26 protein-coding genes are annotated in these 24,814 nt (G+C 48.2%); 1 reads left to right on the top strand and 25 read right to left on the bottom strand.

Features of this window, described 5'->3' with window-relative positions; genetic code table 11:
* Positions 1–3: 3 nt before the first annotated feature.
* On the bottom strand, positions 4–363 hold the full coding sequence (locus tag B5E77_RS15340) for a YccF domain-containing protein (RefSeq protein ID WP_087166237.1): 360 nt from the start codon (positions 361–363) through the stop codon (positions 4–6).
* Between the two features lie 379 nt (positions 364–742).
* On the opposite strand from B5E77_RS15340, the gene B5E77_RS15335 reads away from it, so the two are divergent.
* Positions 743–1,783 carry an aldo/keto reductase gene (locus B5E77_RS15335; protein ID WP_087166236.1) on the top strand — a complete coding sequence of 347 codons (1,041 nt, stop codon included), beginning with the start codon at positions 743–745 and terminating at the stop codon, positions 1,781–1,783.
* A 149-nt stretch (positions 1,784–1,932) separates the two neighbouring features.
* On the opposite strand, the gene B5E77_RS15330 is transcribed toward B5E77_RS15335, so the two are convergent.
* From B5E77_RS15330 to ltrA, 24 genes are all read right to left on the bottom strand, one after another.
* A complete protein-coding gene (locus tag B5E77_RS15330; RefSeq protein ID WP_087166235.1) occupies positions 1,933–2,478 on the bottom strand; it encodes a DUF4352 domain-containing protein in 546 nt (181 codons plus the stop codon).
* Positions 2,479–2,570: 92 nt separating this feature from the next.
* Positions 2,571–3,701, bottom strand: a complete 1,131-nt coding sequence (locus B5E77_RS15325) for an AI-2E family transporter (RefSeq protein ID WP_087166234.1) — start codon at positions 3,699–3,701, stop codon at positions 2,571–2,573.
* 60 nt (positions 3,702–3,761) lie between these two features.
* A complete protein-coding gene (locus B5E77_RS15320; protein ID WP_143468653.1) occupies positions 3,762–4,466 on the bottom strand; it encodes a hypothetical protein in 705 nt (234 codons plus the stop codon).
* Positions 4,405–5,565, bottom strand: coding sequence for an amino acid--tRNA ligase-related protein (locus tag B5E77_RS15315; RefSeq protein WP_143468652.1), 1,161 nt, complete (start codon positions 5,563–5,565; stop codon positions 4,405–4,407). The genes B5E77_RS15320 and B5E77_RS15315 overlap by 62 nt, the downstream gene beginning before the upstream one ends.
* A 6-nt stretch (positions 5,566–5,571) precedes the next feature.
* A complete protein-coding gene (locus B5E77_RS15310) occupies positions 5,572–6,504 on the bottom strand; it encodes a class I SAM-dependent methyltransferase (RefSeq protein ID WP_087166231.1) in 933 nt (310 codons plus the stop codon).
* Entirely contained in the window at positions 6,501–7,049 is a 549-nt protein-coding gene (locus tag B5E77_RS15305; protein WP_087166230.1) for an HAD hydrolase-like protein, read from the bottom strand. Before B5E77_RS15305 ends, B5E77_RS15310 begins: the two co-directional genes overlap by 4 nt.
* A complete protein-coding gene (locus tag B5E77_RS15300; RefSeq protein WP_087166229.1) occupies positions 7,046–8,068 on the bottom strand; it encodes a hypothetical protein in 1,023 nt (340 codons plus the stop codon). The genes B5E77_RS15305 and B5E77_RS15300 overlap by 4 nt, the downstream gene beginning before the upstream one ends.
* Positions 8,069–8,086: 18 nt before the next feature.
* Entirely contained in the window at positions 8,087–9,298 is a 1,212-nt protein-coding gene (locus B5E77_RS15295) for a B12-binding domain-containing radical SAM protein (RefSeq protein WP_087166228.1), read from the bottom strand.
* Between the two features lie 74 nt (positions 9,299–9,372).
* On the bottom strand, positions 9,373–11,412 hold the full coding sequence (gene lysS / locus B5E77_RS15290) for a lysine--tRNA ligase (protein WP_242963767.1): 2,040 nt from the start codon (positions 11,410–11,412) through the stop codon (positions 9,373–9,375).
* A 133-nt stretch (positions 11,413–11,545) separates the two neighbouring features.
* Positions 11,546–12,274, bottom strand: a complete 729-nt coding sequence (locus B5E77_RS15285; RefSeq protein WP_087166226.1) for a metallophosphoesterase — start codon at positions 12,272–12,274, stop codon at positions 11,546–11,548.
* A 176-nt stretch (positions 12,275–12,450) separates the two neighbouring features.
* A complete protein-coding gene (greA, locus tag B5E77_RS15280; RefSeq protein ID WP_087166225.1) occupies positions 12,451–12,933 on the bottom strand; it encodes a transcription elongation factor GreA in 483 nt (160 codons plus the stop codon).
* Between the two features lie 166 nt (positions 12,934–13,099).
* The gene (dusB, locus tag B5E77_RS15275; RefSeq protein WP_087166224.1) at positions 13,100–14,062 is read right to left on the bottom strand and encodes a tRNA dihydrouridine synthase DusB; all 963 of its coding nucleotides are present in this window, start codon (positions 14,060–14,062) and stop codon (positions 13,100–13,102) included.
* Between the two features lie 19 nt (positions 14,063–14,081).
* Entirely contained in the window at positions 14,082–14,330 is a 249-nt protein-coding gene (locus B5E77_RS15270; protein WP_087166223.1) for a hypothetical protein, read from the bottom strand.
* A complete protein-coding gene (locus B5E77_RS15265) occupies positions 14,317–15,219 on the bottom strand; it encodes a prolipoprotein diacylglyceryl transferase (RefSeq protein WP_087166222.1) in 903 nt (300 codons plus the stop codon). The genes B5E77_RS15270 and B5E77_RS15265 overlap by 14 nt, the downstream gene beginning before the upstream one ends.
* Positions 15,212–15,550 (bottom strand): DUF6145 family protein, encoded by a 339-nt coding sequence (locus B5E77_RS15260; RefSeq protein WP_087166221.1) that lies wholly within the window; start codon positions 15,548–15,550, stop codon positions 15,212–15,214. The genes B5E77_RS15265 and B5E77_RS15260 overlap by 8 nt, the downstream gene beginning before the upstream one ends.
* 23 nt (positions 15,551–15,573) lie before the next feature.
* On the bottom strand, positions 15,574–16,647 hold the full coding sequence (locus B5E77_RS15255; protein ID WP_087166246.1) for a biotin--[acetyl-CoA-carboxylase] ligase: 1,074 nt from the start codon (positions 16,645–16,647) through the stop codon (positions 15,574–15,576).
* Entirely contained in the window at positions 16,647–16,934 is a 288-nt protein-coding gene (locus tag B5E77_RS15250; protein ID WP_087166220.1) for a hypothetical protein, read from the bottom strand. Before B5E77_RS15250 ends, B5E77_RS15255 begins: the two co-directional genes overlap by 1 nt.
* A 5-nt stretch (positions 16,935–16,939) precedes the next feature.
* A complete protein-coding gene (argF, locus tag B5E77_RS15245) occupies positions 16,940–17,929 on the bottom strand; it encodes an ornithine carbamoyltransferase (protein WP_087166219.1) in 990 nt (329 codons plus the stop codon).
* A gap of 1 nt (position 17,930) precedes the next feature.
* Positions 17,931–19,130: a patatin-like phospholipase family protein gene (locus B5E77_RS15240; protein ID WP_087166218.1), complete on the bottom strand. Its 1,200-nt coding sequence runs from the start codon at positions 19,128–19,130 to the stop codon at positions 17,931–17,933.
* A 99-nt stretch (positions 19,131–19,229) separates the two neighbouring features.
* Complete coding sequence (locus B5E77_RS15235) at positions 19,230–20,165, bottom strand: SPFH domain-containing protein (RefSeq protein ID WP_087166217.1); 936 nt, start codon at positions 20,163–20,165, stop codon at positions 19,230–19,232.
* A 3-nt stretch (positions 20,166–20,168) separates the two neighbouring features.
* Positions 20,169–20,609, bottom strand: coding sequence for an NfeD family protein (locus B5E77_RS15230; RefSeq protein ID WP_087166216.1), 441 nt, complete (start codon positions 20,607–20,609; stop codon positions 20,169–20,171).
* A 79-nt stretch (positions 20,610–20,688) separates the two neighbouring features.
* Complete coding sequence (locus tag B5E77_RS15225) at positions 20,689–21,681, bottom strand: CPBP family intramembrane glutamic endopeptidase (RefSeq protein ID WP_087166215.1); 993 nt, start codon at positions 21,679–21,681, stop codon at positions 20,689–20,691.
* Between the two features lie 244 nt (positions 21,682–21,925).
* Entirely contained in the window at positions 21,926–22,954 is a 1,029-nt protein-coding gene (locus B5E77_RS15220) for a cell wall hydrolase (RefSeq protein ID WP_087166214.1), read from the bottom strand.
* A gap of 230 nt (positions 22,955–23,184) precedes the next feature.
* Positions 23,185–24,468, bottom strand: coding sequence for a group II intron reverse transcriptase/maturase (ltrA, locus tag B5E77_RS15215; protein WP_087166213.1), 1,284 nt, complete (start codon positions 24,466–24,468; stop codon positions 23,185–23,187).
* Positions 24,469–24,814 lie beyond the last annotated feature (346 nt).

Below are 24,814 nucleotides of genomic sequence, written 5' to 3'. Positions count from 1 at the left end.
CGTTTAATATACTTCGGCCCCAAAGGGCATCAGGGCCAGCTGCGCCAGCTTGAAATGCTGCAGCCCAAAGGGAATCCCGATAATCGTAACGCACAGCAGCGCTCCCAGGACTGCGTGCTCTATGGCCAGTGCCAGCCCGGAAAAGAGAAGCCAGAGAATATTCAGCAGGAAAGAGACTGTCCCTCCTCCATACCGGATTTCTTTTCCGAATGGAAAAAAGCTTAACCCTGCCAGCTTAAAGCACTGGGTCCCCACAGGGATTCCCACAATCGTAATGCACCAGAGGCAGCCCGCCAGGCACCAGCTAAGCCCGCTCAAAGCCCCTCCAAAAACAAACCACAAAAAATTTCCAAGACATCCCATAGACGTATCCTTTCTAAAAATCCAGTCTTATTACACGTTTTTTATAAAAATGCCGGCGCCGGTGCGCCGAGGGGCAATACGGTCCCTTGGCGCACCGGCGCTGCCTCTTTGTAGTGTCATTCTATCACTTAATGCTGTGCTTTTCAATTCCAGCTTCCGGACAATCCGGCCCGCTGTCTTACTCCTGTATTCTTCCTTTGGGGCCTGGTAAAGCCCTGTTTAAGCCAGTCTCCATACAAAAGGGGGATTGACGGCGGAGTGGGAAACGCAATAAAATAAATGGAGAAATATTCTCACCACCAGCTGTTCCGGACAGAAATTACCTGCTGCCCGCAAAACAGCCTTATGAGATTCCAAATACAAAGGAGTGTGAACATTCATGAACATGATAACCCTGGGAAGTACAGGAATCACCGTCCCACAGAATGCTTTCGGCGCTCTGCCCGTACAGCGGGTGAATATGGGAACCGCCGTACAGCTTCTGCAGCGGGCATACGAAGGCGGCATGCGCTTCTTCGACACCGCCCGCGCCTACAGCGACAGCGAAGAAAAGCTTGGAAACGCCTTTCAGCAGATATTTGAAAAAGCGCGCCAGGAAATCTATATCGCCACCAAAACTCAGGCCAAGACGCCGGAAGCCTTCCGGGCACAGCTTGAGACCTCATTGAAGCTCCTGAAGACAGATTATATCGATATCTATCAGTTCCACTGCGCGGATACCTGCTGGCGTCCGGGAGACGGCAGCGGAATGTATGAATGCATGCAGGAGGCAAAGGAAGCGGGCAAAATCCGCCATATCGGAATCACGGCCCACAAGCTCGGCGTAGCCAGAGAGGCCATTGAGTCCGGCCTTTACGAAACACTGCAGTTTCCTTTAAGCTACCTTTCCTCCGAAAAGGAACTGGAACTGGTGAAGCTATGCCAGGAACACAGCATGGGCTTTATCGCCATGAAGGGCCTCGCCGGAGGGCTGATCAATCATTCCAGGGCAGCTTTTGCCTTTATGTCTCAGTTTGACAATGTTCTTCCGATCTGGGGGATTCAGAAAATGTCTGAGCTGGAAGAATGGCTCTCCTATATGGAACAGCCTCCGGCTATGGACGAAGAAATTTCACGCTTTATCGAAAAGGAAAAGGCTGAGCTGACCGGAGATTTCTGCCGGGGCTGCGGCTACTGCATGCCCTGCCCTGCCGGAATTCTCATTAACAACTGCGCCAGAATGTCCCTGATGGTAAGAAGAGCCCCTTCCGATCAGTGGCTGAATGAATACTGGCAGGAAAACATGAAAAAAATCGAAGAATGCCTGCACTGCGGCCAGTGTATGGAAAAATGTCCCTATGAGCTGAACACTCCGGAGCTTCTTGAGAAAAATTATGAAGATTATAAACGGATTCTGGCCGGAGAGGTGAAGGTAAATTAGCCTTCTCCTATCCTTCCTGATCTTCGCAGAAGTGCCGTGTAAGAGCGGAGGGCGCCCGGATCCCTGCAGTGCATTCAGGGATCCGGGCGCCCTCCGTTTCTTTTTCAAAGTTTCTTTTTCAAACAAGCTTGGCCTTACCACTCTGCCGTCTACTGCCTCTCAGGCGTAAAATATACAAAATAGGTATCGCCTGTGGTTCCATCCGAGTAGATATCCTGGGTCGAAATGGAGAAATCCTTGTACCCTTCCGGGACCTCATACACCAGAAGGCCCTCTACCCTTTCATCGACTCCCAGCTCATACTCATAGGGAAGCTGATCTTCACTGACCGCAGCAATCTCCTCCCCCGTCTCCGGATCGGATGTAATCGGAAACGCATAGGCCTCATCATCGTCATCCTCTCCCCACTGAGCCTGAAAATCCCAGTCAGACATAGGAATGGACTCATTAAAGGTGTTTTTCACGGTGGCGTCCACCACAAGAAGCTCTGTTCCTTCAGAAGCCGCTCTTCCCTCAAACTCGCTGCACAGATATGCGCTGTTTACGGTGAACTCAAAAAAATCTGTGCGAATGGAATCTCCGATTCTGCCCTCTGTCGTACTCTTTCCCGCGCCAAACAGGCCGCAGCCCGCAAGTCCAAGCAGCAGCACGGTACACGCAAGGACTGCCGCTGCCCTGATTTTTCTTCTGTTCATTGCTTTCCCCTCTCAATCAAATATTTGTTTCCTGAAATCAGCTTATCATGGTTCAGATGGAAAGGCAACCTGTTTTTTCTGATTCTGTTCCATCATTCCGCTTCCTGTTTCTCCGCCTTCTCCTCCGTTCCATAAACGTCATTCCGGATCAGTCTATATACAGCCGCAGACAGGGGCACCCCCAGCAGCATTCCGGGAATTCCAAGCACTCCGCCCCCTACGGTAACCGCAGCCAGAACCCAGAGAGCCGGAAGCCCCAGAGAGGAGCCTACCACCTTCGGATAAATCAGATTTCCCTCCAGCTGCTGCAATATCACGATAAACACCAGGAAAATCAACGCTTTTACCGGAGAAACCGTCAGAATCATAAACGCTCCCACAATAGCGCCAATGTAGGCTCCGGCTACAGGGATCAGCGCAGTGAAGCCTATCAGAGCTCCGATCATTGTCGCATATGGCAGGCGGATCAAAAGCATGCCCAGCATGCACAGCACGCCCAGTATCACCGCTTCCGTACACTGGCCGACAATATATCTGTGAAAGCAGTCGTTGACGACTCCCACAACATACCGGATTTTTTTATTCCATCCGTCCCTCAGATACCGCTCCATTATTTTTTGCAGCTGTCTTCCAAGCTTTTCCTTCCCAAGCAGAAGATAGATCGAAAAAATCAGGGCCATAAAAAAGGTGACAAACCCGGATACAACCGACGTAACCGTATTGACAATCGCATTCGCGGCGCTCCCCACTCCCGCAGTAAGCACCTTGACAATGTCAGTCATACGGCTCTTCCAGTCAATCTGCGCCAGAGAATCCGCGATAGTCTCTGGCAGAATCCCCTGCTCCTCACACCATTTTGTGAAATCAGCCACGACACCCGGCACTCCTGCGGCAATCACACAGATACAGGAAACCAGCTCCGGAATCACCAGCACCAGCAGCAGAACCACGATAATCAGCAGAGTCGCAAAGGCCAGCGCCATACACAGCGGCCTTTTGAGCTTCAAACCCGCACCGGAGGCCGCCCTGCCGAATAGACGGTGTTCGTAAAAGGTCATTAGAATATTCACAAGATAAGCCATCACTGCTCCCAAAAGCAGCGGCATCGCCGCAGAAAGAAGCAGGCTTCCCATCCTCGCCACAGACGGCCAGTAATGAATGCACAAATAGAGCAGAAATATTGTAACGCCCGCCCGCAGGCAGGTCTTGACGTCAAGCTTCATTCTTTCCCCTTTCTATCATCCATTTTCTCCCGCAGGATACTGTTCCATAAAATACACACTCTATGTCTGGTTCTGTATTTTGAAATACGTTACATCGCCATATTCTATCATAGATTTCTCGTAATTATCATAAATCAAAATTCCATAATCCCCTATTGCACAGACATCTTTATTCAGATATTTTCCAGCTTCTTTTATCATGCCCGCCATGCTCTCAGAACCATCATAATGCATTTCAAGCAAAAACGGGGGCATACAGTCAAGTCCGATTCCTCTGCAATATTTCATGGTTGTATAGTACCAGTTTGGCGACAAAAAATATTCCTGATACAACATAAGCGCCCCCGCACTGTATGCAAGTATCATTCCCTGATAATTGCTTAACGCAGACAGCAGCTTATTGTTTTTTATCCTTTCAACTCCAAGTTCAGCATCTCCGCCTGGAATAACCAGACAGGTATATCGGTTAAAGTCAGGAACTTCCTCGCAAGTGAAATAATTATAAAAATCAATCCTGTTCCGTACTGCTCCTGCGCCGCAAAGCTGATCCTGTATTTTCTGTGTCAGTATGCCTTCTTCGCCAAAATACTCTTCCCAGGAAAGCAAATCCTTTACATACCGTTCCATAGTGCATACCGGAAGCACTAAAAAGGAATCTGATTGCTCAAAGGAGACTGCCTGCCGCAACAGATCGCTTTTCAGTTTACTGCAAAATATCAGTTTCATGCTTGTTATTTCCCTCAATTCTAAAAAAGAACTCTTCAAACCGTTCGATCCCCAGATTAAAGCTATAAGTAGGGAGTCCTGCATACTCGCAGTACTTCAGATAATCCTCCGGCAGGTCCGCCTCGATTCCCTGCTCCAGCAGGAGAGCCTGCTGCCTGCAAAATTCACTGCGTAACTTCTCTATCCGATATTCATCATAATAGCCATGGCCCAATCCATGATTATTCATAATCCACTTTGTCTCTAATGGAATCCCGTACGTACTCTCCCAGGCTAACGGAGAAATAATAGGTGCGTTTACAAAAACCGCATGAGGATATTCCTGTGAAATAGAAGTATAATAATTACAAATCCCCTCAACTGTAAAAGAGTGCTTTTTCAAATATTCGTTTAAAACATCCACAACCTCAACCGTATCAAACAGATGATTGTAATCCAGCCCTTGCTCCACAGCCAGCCTCTTGGCATTTTCCAGCACCATTAGATAAAAATTCTTTAAATCAAAATTAAAATCAGGAGTCAGAACCACTTCCAGAGTATAAAATTCATTTTTGCCTGTTTTCGTAACATATCTGTCCCTGACAACATACCCAAGCTCAAATACCGGCGCCAATGACATGTATAACTTTTTTTTCAATTCCAGCTCATGTGTTATTCTTATATACTTTTTGCCAATATATTCTCCAGTCACGAGTGCGGGCGATGCCTTGCTGGTTCCCCGATAAGGGGTCAGTATCGGAGCAGAAACCTGGATGACTCCAAGTTTCTGAAGTTCCTCCCGGATGATTTCTATTAAATTTACATAGTGCTTCCATCGCGCAAGATGAACACCGCCATTCAGGCTATTTGTAAACTCATTTTCAAGCTCCACATTTTCCTGCCTGTAGCCATATGATTTATACGACGCATTTTTATTCGGGATATACACTTTCAAGAGTGCCTCAATATAGACAATCTGAATTCCTTTCCTATTCGTTCCGTAATGCCATGCTGCGTCTATGACCGTCCCGATAGATATAGACGATTCTCCCAACAGTTCATTCGGTATAAGCAGCTGCTGCCTATACAGCTTGAATGAATATGCATCGCAAAATGTAACTGTTTTATGTTTTCTAATCGTCAGAATCCGAAATAACATCTTGTTTTACCTTTTTCTTCCAACATAAAAATGCTCTTTGTAGCAAGTCTCCTGATCATCACTTTCTGCCTCGATATAAGGCACGCCAGAGAAAAGGTCCAGCGTTTGAAATCCAAACATTTCAAACAGCTCTTTCATTGAGGCATCGCTATTTAACCGTCTTTGTGCCTGTGGTCTGTCCAAACGCCAGCCAATCAGATCGGCAAAGATCACTGTACCGTCACTCCGCACAGCATCTGCTATTTTACGCACTGCCGCTTCGTGATTCGGAAGCAGATTGACTGTATTCGAGCAAACAAGCAAATCACATTCAGGAATCTCGCAAGTGATCAAATTACTGATTCCAAACTCTGCATTCGAAAGAGAAAATCCCTCTACCAAATATTTTGCAGAAATATCGTCTTCCGAATATACATCCCTTCGGAGAAGCGCCGTCCTTTTATCACTGCATACGATCCGATCAGCAAGGAGCAATGCCAGGAATGAATAATCCAGTCCTTCTACCTGGGAATTTTTATAGATTCGTGCAAAATCAAGCACCGATCTTCCCGGACCACATCCCGGGATTATGATCTTCTCAGGCATTCCCTGGTGCCAGGTCGCCGCCAGGCTTACCAGGGTCGAGTAAAGGGCCTCACTCCGGGCGTATTTTTTTTCTGTAAATCTGGAATACTGGAAAAAAGCCAGCCGCATAGTCTCTGCCCATTGTGTATATTTTTTTGTCTTTTCCGATATTTCACCCTCTCCCCACTCTGTCAGATTCACTCTGTGAAGAGCCGCAAATTTATCAATCTGCTCTATTCCTTCTGTACACCACGCTTTTATCATTCCGCTGTGGATCCAGAAGTCATCCAATGCAGCAATCGCTTTTTGCAGATAGGATTTCTGCGAAACGAAATATTGATTCCGTTCTTTTTCTTTCAGGAAACAGGTAATCATCTCTCATCTCCTCTTTTTTTTAGCAGTTCCATCTTTTCCAGCGTTTTTAAAAAATTACCGTTCAAAAGCGGAATGACATTGGGATGGCAGACGACATCCTCATCCACGTCATTCCCGATATAAATCAAAAGATCGAGAGAGTGTTTTTTCAGAAACGCATCCCAGTCCTCCTTTGAGCTCTTGTTAAAAGACTCTGTTGTCAGAATTTCATCAAAGAACTGCTGTCCGTTCCATCCCTTCAAATCTCTGTAAACCTTTTTCCGGTTAGACGCACTAATCAGATACAGCGGATAGGATTCTCTCAGCGACTGCAGAAAATACACCCAGCTGGTATCAGGTTTTACCTTTGAATGGTATAGTTCCAATACCTCAATGTAATCCGCTCCTATCTGCTCCGCAATCATCTTACGCGAAGTTTTATTATACACTTCATGCCGGATAAAATTTTTATATTTTTCTTCACTGCACTCTGACAGTGCTTCAATCCATGCATCATTACTGAGAAGGATCGTATTATGCAGATCAAATCCGAATGCTATTTTCATTGCACAATCTCTCTTTCCGAAGGTGACAGCAAAATTTCTTTTGCCTGCACCTTAATGCCATACGCATTTTTTATATAGGCCACCTGTTCCTGAGACACCGGACTGTGAATCACAAGAGCATCCTCCTCTGTCTCACAAATAAAACTATTTCCAAATTTCCCCTCCAGTTCCCTCTTGATACCAGCGAAATCTTTCTCTTCCATTCTGCCGCAGTTTTTATAATTACCGCATCGATCACTGCAGTGATGTATTCGTCGAAAATAGAGAAGCTGACATCTTTTCTTGCCATGCGCCGCTATCATACAGGACGTATGCCTGTAAACTGGATAATTCAGCCTTTGTATCGCCAGCAGAGAAAGGATTCTGTCATACAGATCCGGCTCTATCAGCTTATGATGGGGGTCATATCCCATAAGACCGGGCACCAGCCTTCTGTTTTCTGAGGTCACCCTGAGCCCGGTAATAATACTCCCCGAAAATCTGTACAAGCTAAATTGTTTCAGAATTTTAATCATTTGATCAAGATCATCGTTATATCCCGGGATAATGGGTCTAAAGTAATGAAACCTGCTATCCTCTGGCACATTTTCCGATATAATCTCAAGATCGCGTTTTAGATTGCCGTAATTAAAATCCGCTTCGATATTGCTATATGAATAAATGTACAATAAATTTAGCTTTTCAAAAAAGTGTTTTAATGAAGCATCTGATGGGAATTTACTGATAATCAGTATCGGCGATCTGACTGACTCCTCCACAAACAGTTCCAATAATCTCATCGTATCATCAATCACTGCCGGCAAAAGGGGATCCGTCCTGTTATTGATCAGCAATGGAGTCTTCTCGTTCAAAAAAAGCGTACTTTTTTTCTTTAATGTTTCTATAATTTTCTCCGGTGTCATACTTCTTTCCGGCTTTTTCTTAAATTCATTCAGTTTTGACAAAACACAGTACGGACAGCCCATTGGACAGCCAATATGTGTCGATACTGATAACCCGCTTTTTAAATGTTCAATCATACTGTTTTCTCCCCCAGCTTATCGAACATACCCTTCCGGGAAAAGGAGCTGCATATACTTTTCCGTCGAAATACCTTCTATGCTGTTTGCCAGAAATGTGTTTCTTGAAAAAGAGTCCAGTTCTTCTGTTACATCCTCCTTTCTCACATCTTTGCGATGCAATTCACTAATAGGGGAATATTCCTTCCATCGATACGGGATCTCCAGCTTTTCCACAAGCTCCTGCGTTCTTAACACTTCCTCCGATGTCTGTCCCGGAAGCCCCAGTATAAGCAGTGCTTTTACATTTACTCCAGTCTCTTTGCACAGATGGATCGTCTCCATAATCCTATCCATCGTCTGGTGTTTATTCACCCTTTTCAGAAGTCCGTCCTCAAAAGTTTCTATCCCCAGGGACAATTGACAGAGACCTGCTTTTTTCATCAGCAGCAGAAGCTCCTCATCCAGACAGTCCACCCTGGTATCGCTTCTCCATGGAACGATGCAGTCCTCCTCGATGATTCTCTTACACAATTTTTTTACCCACTCCCTGTCATAAGTAAATGTTGTTGCGGAAAAATAGACCGAGGAATAGCTCGCTCTTATCCTTTTCAGCATAGAGATGATTTCCTCTACCGGGCGTTGTGCAAAAACAGCCCCTTTTCCTGTGGGAAACAATATCTTCTCTGAGCAGAAGGAACAGTGAAAAGGACATCCCACCTGAACTGTAAACTCAAACATTCCGTTTCCCCAATATTTATACAAATCCAGCGGAGCATTGGTATCAAGGGAACATCCCCAGGTATGGTGTTCTACTTCTATATTTATAATCTTATCCTGCGGAGTTACAGGGAGCCTCCCACTATCAAGCACATGGAGGATCGCTTCCGCAAAATTCCCGTTTGCGATTACAAAATCCACTTCCGGACGCATGGAAAGATAATTTGGCACAAGTGCCGCTGCCGTACCATAAACAATCGTCCTTCCTGTTTTTGTCATAAATTTGTAAATTTCCATCAATTCAAGCGACTGCCTAATATTATAGGGCTCTATCAGAAGAATCAATCTATCCGCATTGCGAAACTGTTCGTAAATCTGGTTTCTGTTTTTCATCTCCACTGCACAATCCAAAACAGAAATATGGCTGTATTTTTTAGATACCAAATCGATTGTTTCGGCAAAATAAGTAAAATGTTTAAACATGGAATGATTTAAGTATGACGATGGCGGATAGACAAATAGAATTTTCATTAGCAATCACCTGTTTCCTAAATCACAAATATGGTAAAAACAACCGTTTTTACCATACTTGTTTTCTTTTGTATTTAATGTAATCTTGTTCCCTCTGGCACAATATCATCAACAAAGATTACCTGACAGCCGCAAGCATTGTTCGTTGCTGCAAGAAGCATACCTTCACTGGTAACACCTGTGATACGGGCCGGTTTTAAATTCGCTATTACAATAATTTTTTTCCCTATCAGCTGCTCTGGAGTATAATATGCTTTCAGGGAAGAAACAATCGTCCGTTCTTTGAGCCCATCAAACAGAGTAAGCTTGTAGCAGCTATGTGATTTTCTTATTTCCTGGCATTTCAGAACCTTACAAACCCGAAGATCAATAGCGTCAAATTTGTCAAGATCAATCACATCCTGCACCGGAGATACTGGATCAGGCTCGCCATACGTTACCTTCTTTTCTTCCGGCTCTACCTTTTTATTTAATTCTGAGAGCGGAACCATTTCCTCCTCTGTTTTCTCGTTGGTGAAATCTAAAAGATGAATGTAGCGTTCCTTATCTATTGCATAAAGAAAGAGGTATAATCTCGGTCCTTTCTCTTTATTTAGCAGCAGACGGTAAACCTCTTTGAAGAACGCTCCCTGATATTTCTTCAAATTCGGATTATCCTCGCCAAAAATCCGTTTCGGTATATCATATAGCTTCGTATTCAACTCATCCAAGGTATACGATTCTCTCTGAAGATAGTCGTGCAGGTCTTTAATTTCCTGTTTCTCTTCATCAGACAGAGCCTCATATACTTCCCAGTTCCGATGCGGAACCAGCCTGTTTACATTCTCTGGAGAGCAGTTTTCCAGCCAATACTGTGCAAGCTGAAGCCTTTCTTTAAAGTCAGCGTATTTATAGGGCTGTCCGATTTTTTCAAAGACAGTTTCAAGAAGGGAAACATTAAAGTCCACAACTGAACCCAATTGAACAAGCAGCGACATGGGTACCGTCTTGATCGGCCGGTCAGTCAGGAGACAGCTTTCCATAATCGACTTTACATGGTCATTCGCCTCTCCGCCGATATACTGATTATACTGTTTGTCAAATTCAAAATACTGACGCAAAATACCTTCATCAAAACACAGATCAAACGCTTTATTCGGTTCCACCCTGGCGTAAAGCCACAGCAGAATTTCCGGCTGATATACCTTCAGCAGGGTGTCTGGAGTCAGGTTCAATCCCGATGACCCCGACATTTTACCTGTGGTACCCTTGATCCCGATAAATTCATACCCCTGGAAAACAGGAGCATCTATTCCGAATATCTTCTTCGCAATGACACGGCTGGTATCGTAAGAACCGTTCGGAGCTGCATGGTCTTTTCCGCCCGGCTCAAAGTCAACCTGCTCATACGCCCATCTCATTGGCCAGTCAACTTTCCATGCCAGTTTGCAGTCTGTATCCGTATTGAAGTTAAAGTCCCCCTCATATCCGCACTTGCAGACATAATTTGCCACCTTTGTTGTATCATCATATCCAATGATTTTTGTCGTATCCCTGTGGCAACGTGGGCAGTAAATGCTTACCGGATAATAGTTTTCTCTTTCTCCCTCTTCGGCAGCCTGTGTCCTAAAGCTGTCCAGAATATCGAAAATTTCTCCTCTTTTATCAAGCGCGGTCAAAATATAATCTCTGTATTTCCCAGATCTATACATCTCCGCCTGATGCCTGTAATCTAATTGAATCCCGAACTTATCAATAGCATGTTCAAATTCCCGTTCAAAGTATTCCGCATAAGATTTCTCTTCCGAGTCAAACGGGTTTGGGATATCCACATAAGAATATCCGATATATTTTTCGAATCCATCCGTCGCCTTCTCTACATTAACCGGGACTTTTCTTAATCTGTCATATTCATCCCACGAAAAAAGCAATCTGGCCTTTTTCCCTTTTCTCTCCAGCGCTCTGACAACAAATAAACTTGTTGCTATGTCTCTGAAATTTCCAATATGGATCGATCCAGATGGGCTGATTCCAGCCGCACACACAAATTCTTCTTTATCCGGATTCTTCTTAATAAGCTTATCTGCTATCGTATCTGACCAATGCATTCTTATCCTCCCCTTATCTCTTTCCAATTATTTCAAGACTGTATTTTAGTCAGTAACATACATATGATATTTAGTATACCAGAAGACATATTAAATGCCAAGGATAAATCATTCTTGAATTTCCGCAGCTAATTTCCATGTCCGAGAAACAAAACCAGGTTTAACGGGATACATCTTTACTTCTGTATGTATGGAATCTCCACGTTTTCGTATCAATTACTAAAAACTCCTGCGTCCCAATCGGTTCCCCATTTCGATATGTAGAAAATACATCACAGGAAATAATATTTCCACTTCGGAATATGTGCTCAACCGGAGTATGTCCGACAACCTGCAGAATCTCATCTGACTTATACAGCTTTCTTTTTGAATACTGCGGCCGGTACCAGACAGGTGACATATCATTCCACATAGAATCGTGATCCAATCCATTAATGAAATCAATCGCCTGCTCAGCATTATGATACAGATCAGGCGGCACTATATTTTCCACAAAGTAATCCATAACGCCGCCATGGCAAAACAGTACATTATCAATTATATGAATATATTTCATTTCATTGCCTTCCGGCAATGCTCTTTTTAATTCCAATAGTTTTTTCCGAACTGTCCAGGCAGCCATTACACTATATCCACTCTCTCGCTCATTCCAGATATAACTAAGATCATGATTTCCATATACCCATAATGTATCCGGATATTTCTTAGCGAATGTAATCGCAGCATCAAACGTCTCGGCATACAATTCAATATTATATTCTTTCCCCCAGTCATCTGGTATATCCATGAGACACACTGTCTGTCCGGCGCAGCCCTTTTCCAACAATTCTTCTGCTATCCGGAACATATATGGTTTCAAATGTATATCCGGTATCACAAGCACCTGCATACACCATCTCCCCTTGCTCTATTTTACAAGCCAGGCGCAGCCGCTATTGCTGTTTATACGTGAAGAATAAGAGAGCACTTCTTGAAAATTTTCCCTTCAAAAAGTGCCCACATTATCAGCTTCTCAATATAATTCGCAGGTAACAGCTCTTTATCTCGCTACATAATACTTCATGATTACTTTGACCTCTGAATCTCCAGCACCTTATACTCTATCATTCCGGCCTGGGTCTCCACCTGGATCGTATCTCCTACGCGCGCCCCGATCAGAGCCTTTCCTACCGGAGACTCGTTGGAAATCTTCCCATTCAGGCTGTCCGCCTCGGAAGAGCCTACCAGCTTAAACTCCTCTTCCTCATCGTACTCCACATCAAGGACCTTGACCACACAGCCAACACTGATCTTGTCCAGATCCACTTCATCCTCAACTACAACCTCGGCATTCTTCAGAATCTTCTCGATCTCCTCGATACGCGCTTCGATATCCCGCTGCTCATCCTTCGCTGCATCGTACTCCGCATTCTCAGACAGATCACCCTGTTCTCTGGCTTCCTTGATCTTCTGGGCAATCTCCTTTCTCTGCACTACCTTCAGATCCTGAAGCTCGTCCTCCAGCTTCTTCAGTCCCTCATAAGTCAGCAAATTTTTCTTCCCACTCATGTTCCTTTACATCCTTCCTGTTTCTTATTTCCAATCTATTTCATTATATCTCTTTCTGTCCCGTTTATTCCTGTAACCTGTTCTTTTGATTCCAGTGGAGCAGGCCCGGTCTCCTGTCTGAACCTGCGCCCCTGAAAGCCTTCAGAAACATTCACAGTATTATATCTTAACAGAATCCGATTGTCAAGATTTCTTCCAGCTCTTTCAGGCTTTCCACGCTGTTGATCCTTGCCCGCAGCCTGGCTGAATGGGGAAGTCCTGCCGTATACCAGGAAACATGCTTGCGCATCTCCCGGATCCCCGTGTAATCGCCCTTGTATTCTACCTGCATGCGCGCATGGCGCAGCATCATAGATCGCACCTCTTCCAGGGAAGGCTTTGGCTCCTCCCTGCCATTTATAAGATATTCCCGAATCTGACGGAAAATCCAGGGATTTCCTCTGGCCGCCCGGCCCACCATCACACCGTCGCAGCCCGTCTCCTCCAGCATGGCCCTGGCCTTCCGGGGCGAATCCACATCCCCGTTTCCTATCACCGGAATAGAGACCGCCTCCTTCACCTGGCGGATAATATCCCAGTCTGCTTTTCCGGAGTAATACTGCTCTCTCGTCCTCCCATGAACCGCGATGGCCGCTGCTCCGGACCCTTCCGCGATCCGCGCAATCTCTACCGCATTCACATGGGCATCGTCAAAGCCCTTGCGAATCTTTACTGTGACCGGCTTTTTGATGGCCCCCGCCACCTTGCTGATAATCTGTTCCACCAGCTTCGGGTCACGCATCAGCGCCGAGCCTTCCCCGTTTCCCACAATCTTCGGAACCGGGCAGCCCATGTTGATATCCAGAATATCAAACGGCTCTTCCTCTATTTCTTTTGCAATCTCTGCCATCAGCTCAGGCTCTGATCCGAAAAGCTGCAGTGAAACCGGACGCTCCGCCGGATCAATCTGCATCAGCTTCCGGGTATTGCGGTTGCGGTATGCAATCGCCTTTGCACTGACCATCTCCATGCAGACCAGGTCTGCTCCCTGCTCATGGCAGAGCAAACGAAATGGCAGGTCGCTTACCCCTGCCATAGGCGCCAGTATCACAGAACCTGCAAGCTCTGTATTTCCTATTTTTAATGACATATCCCGATACCCTTTCCCGCTAACGCCTGTGCCTGCGCCTGTGTGTCTGCTGCTCCCTTCTGGCTTTCCAGAACAGCAGGATACTGGCCAGAAAGCAGGCCGCAGCCGCAGCCACCCAAAGTATAAATACCACCTGGATAAAGGGCAGCTGGAGCACAAAGCTCTCATTTGGAAAACGCTGCGCGTACCAGCTCCAGTCTGCCGCTGTCAATGCCAGAAGAATGGCAGCGTACAAAAAAACCTGTGCCTTTCTTTCAAGATTGTTCATCTTCCTCTTCCTGTTCTGCAGCGTCTGATTGTTCTGCCTGCTCCGAGTCCGCTGCTGCTTCTTCTGAATCTGAGACTTCTACAGACTCTGCTGTTTCCTCTGTTTCTGAGGCTTCAGCAGCCTCCGCTCCTGCGCCGCCATGCTTTCCTGCCCAGAAAAACAGCACTACACCAAAGATAAACGCAAAAATTGCGATAAACTGAGAGGTGGACAGTGCTCCTACGTTTCCACGCTCCAGATCGCCCCGGAAAAATTCCAGGATAAAGCGTCCCGCGCTGTACAGCGCAAAATAGAGACCTGTTACCTGTCCCTCTCCCTTCTTCCATTTTTTCGCAAAGAGAATCAGGAACCCAAAATGCAGGAAATCCAGCACGCTGGATATGATCTGCGTCGGAATCAGCGGCACTCCGTTAGGCGCGTAGGCCGAATTCTGGAAAACAATGCTGAACGCGCAGTCTGTCTCCCTTCCGTAGCAGCAGCCTGCCAGAAGGCAGCCTATCCGCCCGAAGCCCTGAGCCAGCGCTACTGAGGGAAGCGCCAGATCGAGATAACTTGGCACATTCATTTTCCATCTCCGACAGTAGAGCACAATTCCCGCAAAGCCGCCAATCAGTGCGCCGTAAATCACAAAGCCTTCCATCAGATCCCGATAAAGCAGAGACGGATCCGCCGCAATCTGAGGCAGAACCGTAAGGTAATACAAAACCTTGCCTCCAATGATGCCGCCGATGACGGCACAAATCGTGAGCCCAAAGACCCTCTCGTCATCCAGCCCAAGCCTTCTGGCCCGGTATTCTGCCAGGCAGTAAGCCGCAAAAATACCAATTGCAATCATCAGCCCATAGCCGTATACAGTAAATGGTCCGATGGAAAAAAGTTCGTTATGCATGTTCAATCTCCTCATTCAAGAAAAATACTTTATAAAACAGCTCCAGGGAAGCCAGAAGCTCCGCTTTTTCCTTCTGAAGCTCCTTTATCTTCAGGCCGCTTCCGATTTCGTCAAAAAAGAAGTCGTCCTCCCGGCTGGATACCTGGAAAATTAATGTCCCGTCCTCCTCAAATTCCAGAAGCAGGATTCCTCCCACCTCTGACACAAAAAGCACGCACATGATCTTGAGCTCTTTTTTTATCGCTTCCGGCAGGGCCGAAAAATCTTCGTTAAAATAATATTTCTCCTCATAAGAATTTGCGCCGCAAAGCACTACATTATCCTGATACATCTGCTTTTCATCCTCCCGGCTTTTTATACATACCCATAGACGCCGCGCACCGATACCTCGCCTGCATAGACCTGCTCAATTCGTCCGTCGGACAGCCTTACCAGCAGCTCGCCCTGGTCATTGATCCCAAGGGCCGTCCCCGTGTGCTCGTTTCCCGGCTCCAGTACCTGTACCTGCCGTCCTTTATTCACCAGAAGCTCTTCATAATCCTTTCTCATACTGCTCAGGTCTTCCGTCTCTTCAAACTGCCCGTAATACTCCTCAAAATATTCCATACAAAGAGCGATCAGCTCTGAGCGCATCAGCGGCCTGCCTGCCGCCTGGCGCAGAGACGCCGCCTGAGTCAGGCTCTCAGGAAAGATCTGCGTGTTTACATTGATGCCGACACCGATTACTACATAATGAATGCAGTCAATCTCCGCGCTCATCTCCGTCAGAATCCCGGCAGCCTTCCTGCCGTCCAGCACCAGATCGTTGGGCCATTTCAGCCCGATCCGCAGCGTTTTCCCTGACAGCAGCATCTCTCCCGGCTGCGGCGCATCCTCCGCCCGCGTCTCCGCCCTTCCGGGCTCCACTATGCCAGGCTCTGTCATTCGGCCCAGAAGCTCATTGCAGGCGCGGGCCGCTGCAAACCCCATCACCAGTGTCAGCATGGAAGCATGCTCCGGACGGATCTCCGGGCGCAGCAGAAGACTCATATAGACAGCCTCTCCCGGAGGAGAGCTCCAGGATCTTCCCCGGCGCCCCCTCCCTTCTGTCTGCCTTTCCGCGCAGACCAGGGTGCCGTGGGGCGCTCCCTCCTCTGCCAGGCGCTTTGCCTGGATATTGGTAGAATCTGTCGTATCAAAACAGACGCAGCTTCTTCCCATCACCCTTGTCTTCAGACGGCTGCCGATCTCCGCCTCTGTCACCACATCCGGAAGCTCCTTCAGGCAGTAGCCCTTATTGGAGACGCTGTCAATCGCGTAGCCCTCCTCCTTCAGCCTTGTGACCGCTTTCCAGACCGCAGTCCTGGAGACGCCAAATCTCTCACAAAGCTCCTGGCCGGAGACGTAAGCCTCCGACGCACGGAGCGCCTTTAAAATTTCTTCCTTTATCATAAAAACCACGACCGGATCAAATCAAAAATCAACGCCACCGCCAGAATCCCCGAAAACACAGAGCAGAGATAGCCTGTTACCCTCTTGCTCTTCGCCAGCTCCATGATCCCCGACAGCGCGCACATCACCACGCCGAGAAAACAGGCTGCCGGCGCCAGATATTTTGCTTCCCTGCCGCACAGAACCAGAACTGCCAGAATCAGAATCGCGCAGGCCAGAACCATATTCATGATTTTCCAGTGATAATAAGGATCTCTGACAACCCTGTTTTTCTTTTTCTGCATAGCAGCTAAGCCCCCAGTGTAGCAGCCATAACCGCTTTGATTGTATGCATGCGGTTTTCTGCCTCATCGAAAACCACAGACTGAGCGGACTCAAATACCTCGTCGGTGCACTCCATCTCTGTAATGCCGAATTTCTCCGCAATCTGCTTTCCTATCGTAGTTTTCAGATCGTGGAATGCCGGCAGGCAGTGGGTAAATATTGCCTGCGGTCCCGCATTTTCCATGACCCTTCTATTGACCTGATAGGGAGACAGCTCACGGATTCTGGTCTCCCATACCTCGTCCGGCTCTCCCATGGAAACCCATACGTCGGTGTAAATCACATCCGCTCCCTTTGTGCCGCTCTCCACATCCTCAGTCAGCGTAATCTCCGCTCCCGTCTCCTTCGCCACGCCTTCACACCAGGACACCAGCTCCTGATTCGGGAAGTAGGCCTTCGGAGCGCAGGCCGTAAAATGCATGCCCATCTTCGCGCAGGCAATCATCAGAGAATTCCCCATATTATAACGGGCATCTCCCATATAAACCAGCTTCACGCCCTTCAGGCGTCCCAGATGCTCCTTTACCGTCAGAAGCATCGCCAGCATCTGGGTCGGGTGGTACTCGTTGGTCAGGCCGTTCCAGACCGGCACATCCGAGTACTTTGCCAGCTCCTCTACAATCTCCTGTCCAAACCCTCTGTATTCAATTCCGTCAAACATCCGGCTCAGCACTCTGGCCGTATCTGCGATGCTCTCCTTTTTCCCGATCTGGGAGCCTGACGGATCGAGATAGGTCGTTCCCATCCCCAGATCATGAGCCGCCACCTCAAAGGCGCAGCGCGTCCTCGTGCTTGTCTTTTCAAAAATCAGAGCTATATTTTTTCCTCTGAGATCCCGCTCCACGATCCCCTGCTTCTTTCTCGCCTTCAGCTCCGCAGCCAAATCTACCAGATATTCAATCTCCTCCGGCGTGAAATCCCGGAGCGTAAGAAAATCGCGTCCTTTTAAATCCATCTTATCCTTCCTCCTCATGTCCAGGCGCCAAATCCAGAATCAGCCGCGCATAATCCGGAAGCCTTTCCGGAAGCCTGCCCTGCCGGATCCTGGCCCTGGTCTCCTCCAGAAGCTCCTGCACCGTATATACCCTGTATCTGGGCACCTTGCAGAGCCGGGCCGTATGTTCCAAAATCGCCAGATACAGGCTGCTGTAGGTCCAGTCCTTTGGCAGCTTCAGTTCCGCAGCCAGAAGCGGCAGCAAAACCTCCAGAAATTCCCGCAGCTCCTGCGGCGGTTCCTGATTGAGCTCATACGCCTCCAGAAGGGAAGACCGCGCCTCTGGCGCCGCCTGTATCAATTGCTTTAAATAATAACACTCTTCCTGCGTTTGTTCAACATAATATATTTTTCCCTGCAGGCCGTAAATGACACGCAGAGCGTCGTAATACCCCAGCCGCATATTCCGCCTGCTCCTGGCCGCGTCAAATTGAAGCGTGCTGCCGAGATTGACGTCCGGAGCTATCTCTGTCACGCTGACTCCTTCGGGAATGCTGACACGCTTCTCACGGCCCACGCCAAAAATCCGCAGCAGAATCAGATCCTGATATCCGTGCTCCAGGAGCACGTCCATGGGAAGCACATTCGTCGCTCCTCCATCCACGTAGGTCTTTCCATGCAGCTTTTCATTCTTAAAGCCCGGCAGATAAGCGCTGGCCAGCAGCATATCCTTCATCTGCCCCTCCGGGACCGTCTTCATATCCACATTCAGCTCTTTCCGATCTGTCAGGGAATAGGTGCAGGAATAGAAGTCCATGGGGCTGCTGCGGATAACCTCTTCATCGATATTCTCCTCGATCAGACGGCGGAGAGGCGTGATGTCCATGCCTCCTACCCCCAGCATCCGAAAGACCTCCTTCAGAGTCTCCCTCCAGAGCTCTGGGGTCTTCTGTGTTTTGTCAAACAGCCTGCCCATCAGCTCATCGTCTACATCCATGATCTGGGAATAAGAAATATTCGCCCACAGATTCTCCGCGCGCTCCAAATCGTCCATGCAAATCAAAGCTCCGTTCAGAGCCCCTACAGAGGTTCCCGACACGCCCCTGATCTTGACGCCTGCTTCCTTCAGGGCCTTCCAGGCTCCTATCTGATAAGCTCCCTTGGCTCCTCCGCCCTCCAGCACCAGCCCGTATTCCTTTGTCAAATCAAGCTTTGGTTCCATACCTGCAAGCCTCCCCGTACCACAAGGAGGCTGCGCGCAAGTCTCCCTGCGCAGCAGCCCCCGCCATATATGCAGTCACATTCCCTGCATTTTTTGAAATCAGTTTTCCTTCGCCACTTCTGTGACAGCCTTTACCATACCTGCCAATCCCTGAATCTCGGACGGAATGATAATCTTGGTCGCCTGGCCGTCCGCAGCCTTTGCAAAAGCCTCCAGGCTCTTCAGCTGCAGCACTGCGCTGTCCGCATTGGCATCCTTCAGCATTCTCAGGCCGTCCGCATTGGCCTGCTGTACCTTCAGAATCGCCTGTGCCTGGCCCTCTGCCTCGCGGATCATCGCTTCCTTCTTTGCCTCGGCCCGAAGAATCGCAGCCTCCTTCTCTGCCTCAGCGTCCAGAATCGCAGATTCCTTCTGGCCCTCCGCTACCAGAATCGTAGACTTCTTCTCGCCTTCGGCGCGAAGAATCGCTTCACGGCGTTCACGCTCTGCCTTCATCTGCTTCTCCATCGCATCCTGAATCGCAGCCGGCGGGATAATATTCTTCAGCTCTACGCGGTTTACCTTGATGCCCCAGGGATCGGTCGCCACATCCAGGGACGCGCGCATCTTTGTATTGATCACCTCACGGGAGGTCAGCGTCTGATCCAGCTCCAGCTCACCGATGATATTCCGCAGAGTCGTCGCGGTCAGATTCTCGATGGCCATGATCGGATTCTCCACCCCGTAAGCGAAAAGCTTCGGATCTGTAATCTGGAAAAATACAACCGTATCAATGCGCATCGTTACATTGTCCTTCGTAATCACAGGCTGGGGAGCGAAATCAACCACCTGCTCCTTCAGGGTAATTCTTCTGGCAACCCGATCGATAAACGGAGCCTTGAAATGGATTCCCACACCCCAGGTTCCCATATACGCTCCGAGCCGCTCCACTACCATCGCCTGTGCCTGCGGCACAATCTTGATACAGGAAGCAAGAATCAGCAAAATGAAAATAATCAGAATAATAATAAGTACAGTACCTACTATCTGCGGCATCTGTCACCCCTCCTCTTTCCTTTTTACAATTAATTTTACACCCTGCACAGCTACGATCTCTACATGAGTCCCTTCCGGGATCTCTACAGAATCTTCCTCTGACCGGGCCGTCCAGGCTGCTCCGTTCACAACAGCCTCTCCCTGCGCCTCCAGATTCGAAATCGCGGATGTCACGACAGCTGTTTTTCCGATCAGGCTGTCCACATTCGTCTTTTCCTTTTTCTGGTTGTTAAAATAGCGCAGAGCCCATGGCCGCGTACAGAACAGCAGTATCAGGGAAACCGCACAGAACGCTGCCCACTGAAGAACAGGCGACACATTGAGCATAGAGAGAATAAAGCCTGCCAGCGCTCCTCCGGCAAACCAGATCGTCGTAAGTCCCAGCGTGATGATTTCCAGTACAATCAGTACAATAATCAAAATCAGCCAGTATATCGCATCCATACGCCACTGCTCTCCTTTCCTTCCCGAACTTATGATCAATGATACTATAAATGCGGCCTGATTACAAGTAAAGTTTCTGTCAGGCTTCCTGTGCAGCCTGGTCTGCGGCAGCTTCCACGCGTGAGTGGACTGCAGGATACCTCCACAGCAGGAACAGTGTTCCGGCCAGCAGGACAATCGTCACAGCCAGCCCGCCCTCCAGTCCAAACGCTCCGCCGTTTATCAGCCCTCTTCCTTCTACGGAGGTGCTCGCAAATACGGAGCACTCAGTCACAATTCCGCTCACCCGGATTCCGTAAAAGTTGCCCTGCGCCAGGTTCCAGATAGAATGCAGCGCTCCGACACCCCAGATATTTCCGCTTTTTACAAAATAAACAGACGCAAAGACTCCAAACAGCGTCAGGTTGATGAATGCCAGCGGACTGATTCCCGTGTTTCCCAGATGAAGCATCGCAAAGAGAACTGCGTTGGCAAAAGCTGCCGCCCACATGGAATGGCGCCGTGCGTATGACACCAGAAAATACCCCCGGCACAAAACCTCCTCCGCCATTCCCTGAATCAAAAAGCCCAGCACAAACAGCAGAAAAATCCCAGGCGTAAAGCCTGCTGAAATTCCTTCTATCTTAAGCGCTCCTGTAAGCACACAGATCAGTACAGCCGCAGAAAACAAAAGAAAGCCAAAGCAAAGTCCCTTCAGATATTCCTTTCCCATGCCTCTTTTTACGAATCCGAGCGTGTTCATCCTCCGTTTCTGCAGAGCCCTGCAGAACAGCATTACCACTCCTATCATAGCCAGATTCGCAAATAACATACAGATTGTCACGCCGTCCGAGTTCATCGCCGCAAGCATGGCCTCCTCTGCCAGCGCGGCGTCGCCGCTCATGGCAGCCGACAATACAGCCGGATTCGCAGCTATGGCAATTGCGATCCCCGGAATCATAACCAGGCTTTCTGCAATCGACACAGTAAAAAAGACTGCTCCAAAGACCAGAACCTCCAGAATCCAATTCCACCCTCTCTGCGCCTCTCTCGCTTTCAGCACCGCAGCCGGCGTCTCAAGCCTAAAATTCATACCGTTTTCCTCCTCAGCAGCCGTTCCCACAGGAAGCGGCCTTTCTGTGTTTATTGTATCACACAGTTCTCTCTTTTCACACGAAAGATTTTCTTAAGAAAGCTAAGAAAACATACCCGCCAATTTACCTCGCGTCAAGAAAGCGCGCGCTGTCAGGCGCATAAAAAAAGAAACTCCGGCTTTTCCTGCCTGAACTTCTTTTTTCAGCACACAAACGTGCCTTTTTAAACTTCATAAATCGGATTTAATAAAATACATGATTTCCAATCACGATGTGGTCGGAGCTTACTGATGAGCGCGCATTCTTGAAATGCGTATAGCCGCCGATGTTCGTATAGCCGTTAATCGCCTCCTGCGCTGCCTGTACGCAGCTTGCCTTGGGGCTGCTGGTATACCGGAGAATCGTACCGTTGCTCACTACGCCAAACTGGCCCGGGGCATAGATAACATCCGCAATCGTGCTTCCGTAGCGTCCGCTTCTCACACGGTTCATGACCACCGCGCCAATCGCTACCTGCCCTTCATAGGGCTGGTTTCCGCCCTCGGCCTGAATCAGCGCCGCCAGAAGCGTCACATCGTCGCCGTTCGCCTTAAAGGCCTCCAGCTGCTGCTTCAGCGCCTCCCGCTTCTCCTCGGCTTCCTTTTCTTCTATCTCTTCCATCGTCATGGCTTCGCCAAGCTCATACTGTACGTCCACATATTCTGCGGATACAAAGCCCGTCTTATCCTCTGCGTATTCTACCTGAACCCACTCGGAACTCTCGCCGCCTGCGTCTACCACGTCAAGCTTCGCGCCTTCCTCTACGTTCTTCAGAATCCTTGCCTCAGTGCTGGCCTCCTCACGGACTCTTAAGCCTCCGGTCAGAGAAGTGGCTGTCAGCGTCGCTTCCTCCTGAGCCTGAGTGTATGCTTCCTCGCCAAACAGCAGATAATCGTTGCTTACATAGCCTTCTACATTGCCGGAGCTGATCTTGGTCCAGCCCTCTGCCTCTTCTACAATCTCTCCGCCGTCTCCCTTGAACATACGTCCGACAGCTTCCGCCTCCGAGCTGGGCTCGGAACGCACCGTCACATAATCCTCCACATTGGCAAGCACCTTGCCGTCCCATTCATCCTGTGCCTGTATTTCCTCAAAATCCTCGCTTGTCAGATCGTCCATTACGGACTCGATACCAGCCGCCATCTCCACATCCAGTCCGGCAAAGCCGGAGCCCAGCACCCAGAGTGCCGCAAGGGCAGAAAGCGGAAGTACCTTTTTGCTGATAAAGCTCATAACAACCTCCCGTAGTTCCTATGATGTAACATTTTTATTTCACATATTACAATTATTATTACAAATGTTACATTTCTGTTACGTTTGGTATTGTAACAAAGCCGCAGGCATTTGTCAACCCTTCATCTTCTGACGCGCACTTCCGGATGGCCGGACGGTATTGTAATCGAGTAGGGGAGATTTTCTCTCCCCTCTCACACCACCGTACATGCCGTTCGGCATACGGCGGTTCAACATAACTTCAAAGCATGACGCTCATTGTAATAATCAAGACAGCTTACAAGCCCTGCTTTAGCTAATACCTCTTTTGAGATTGCCCTGACAACGCATGTCTTAGTCGCTACCCAGTAATAGCGGTCTCCGCAATACGCTGTCAGCCTTGCCAGGTCTTTTCCGATTCCCAATTTCTGCAATCCCCATTGTCGTTTCTTCGGCACTTTCCACTGCTTCCAGATGATAACTCTGAGTCTTGTTCTTAGGTGTGCATCAATTTCTGTCATTACTGTTTTCATGGAGCCGAGGGCATAGTAGTTAATCCACCCTCTTGTCACCCGATTGATTCTCTCAATCTTGCTCGTGACTGTCCCCGGCATTCTCCTACAGGTTAGTTCTTTCAGTCTGTCTTTGAATTTCTTCACAGAGTCCTGATGGGGTCTGCTCTTCCATTCTTTTGTCTTACTGTCCTTGTAGAATCCGAACCCAAGATACTTCAGCTTTAGCGGTCTTGTGATGTGAGTCTTGGTCATGTTGACCTTTAACCCCAGTTTCCTCTGTATCCAGTCTGATACCGTCCGCATCACTCTTTTTGCACTCGATTCGCTTTTGACCGCTATTACACAGTCATCTGCGTATCTTGTGAACCGAAGTCCTCTTGTCTCCAGTTCCTTATCAAGTTCATTCAGCATGATGTTTGACAGTAGCGGTGACAGGTTTCCGCCCTGTGGCGTTCCAATTTTTGTTTCTGCGTAACCCTGCGGTGTCATAACTCCTGCTTTCAGATACTTGCGGATTAGGGATTCTGTATCGCCATCGTTGATAATCTTGTGAACCAGGCTCATCAGCTTGTCCTGCGGTACATTGTCAAAGAATTTCTCTAAGTCGATGTCTACTATCCATTCATAACCATCGTTTAAATATAAGAGCAGCTGCCTGATTGCCATTTCACAGCTCCTGTTCGGTCTAAAGCCATAGCTCCACTCTGAAAACAATGGCTCACACATGGGGCTTATCACCTGCACGATACCTTGCTGGATTACCCGGTCCATTACAGTCGGGATTCCCAGCTTTCTCACTCCACCATCCGGTTTGGGAATTTCCACCCTCCTGACCGGCTGTGGTTTATACTCCCTGCCCCTGATTTGATTCCTGATACTCTCCCAGTTCTCTTTGATATAATCGCCGAGTTCTTCAATCGTTACCTCATCTACTCCTCCTGCCCCTTTATTGGCGCAGACTCTTTTGTATGCGGCGTTCATGTTGTCTTTGGACAGTATCTTTTCCAACAGTTCTGACATTGCTTTGTGTGCTTTCTCCTTTCCGTTTCCGTGGATTCGCCCTAAGTTGTACAGTACCTGCTCATTTACGTTTTGCCCTTCCTGCTGTCGGGTATTCCATGGAGCATACATTTGATTACACAGTTACATTGTTCAGCCCTTCAGCAACATCCATTTCAGGACTCTACCTACTATGGCCTCTGCTGACTTCTCACAGTTCGTTGTTACTACGGTACATCTCCGCCTGTGAGACCTCACGGGATAAGCCTGCCAGTCTTTCCTCGTCTACCTGCCTGATTTACGCACATGGGTTACGGTTGCCTTTTGGACTTCGCTGTCTACGGTCAGCTTATCCGCCATGTACGCC

This window comes from Lachnoclostridium sp. An131 (assembly GCF_002160825.1).
In the GTDB taxonomy this organism is placed as follows: domain Bacteria; phylum Bacillota; class Clostridia; order Lachnospirales; family Lachnospiraceae; genus Laedolimicola.
Note: the sequence above shows the minus strand (reverse complement) of the source record. Positions and strands in the feature narration are given on the sequence as shown.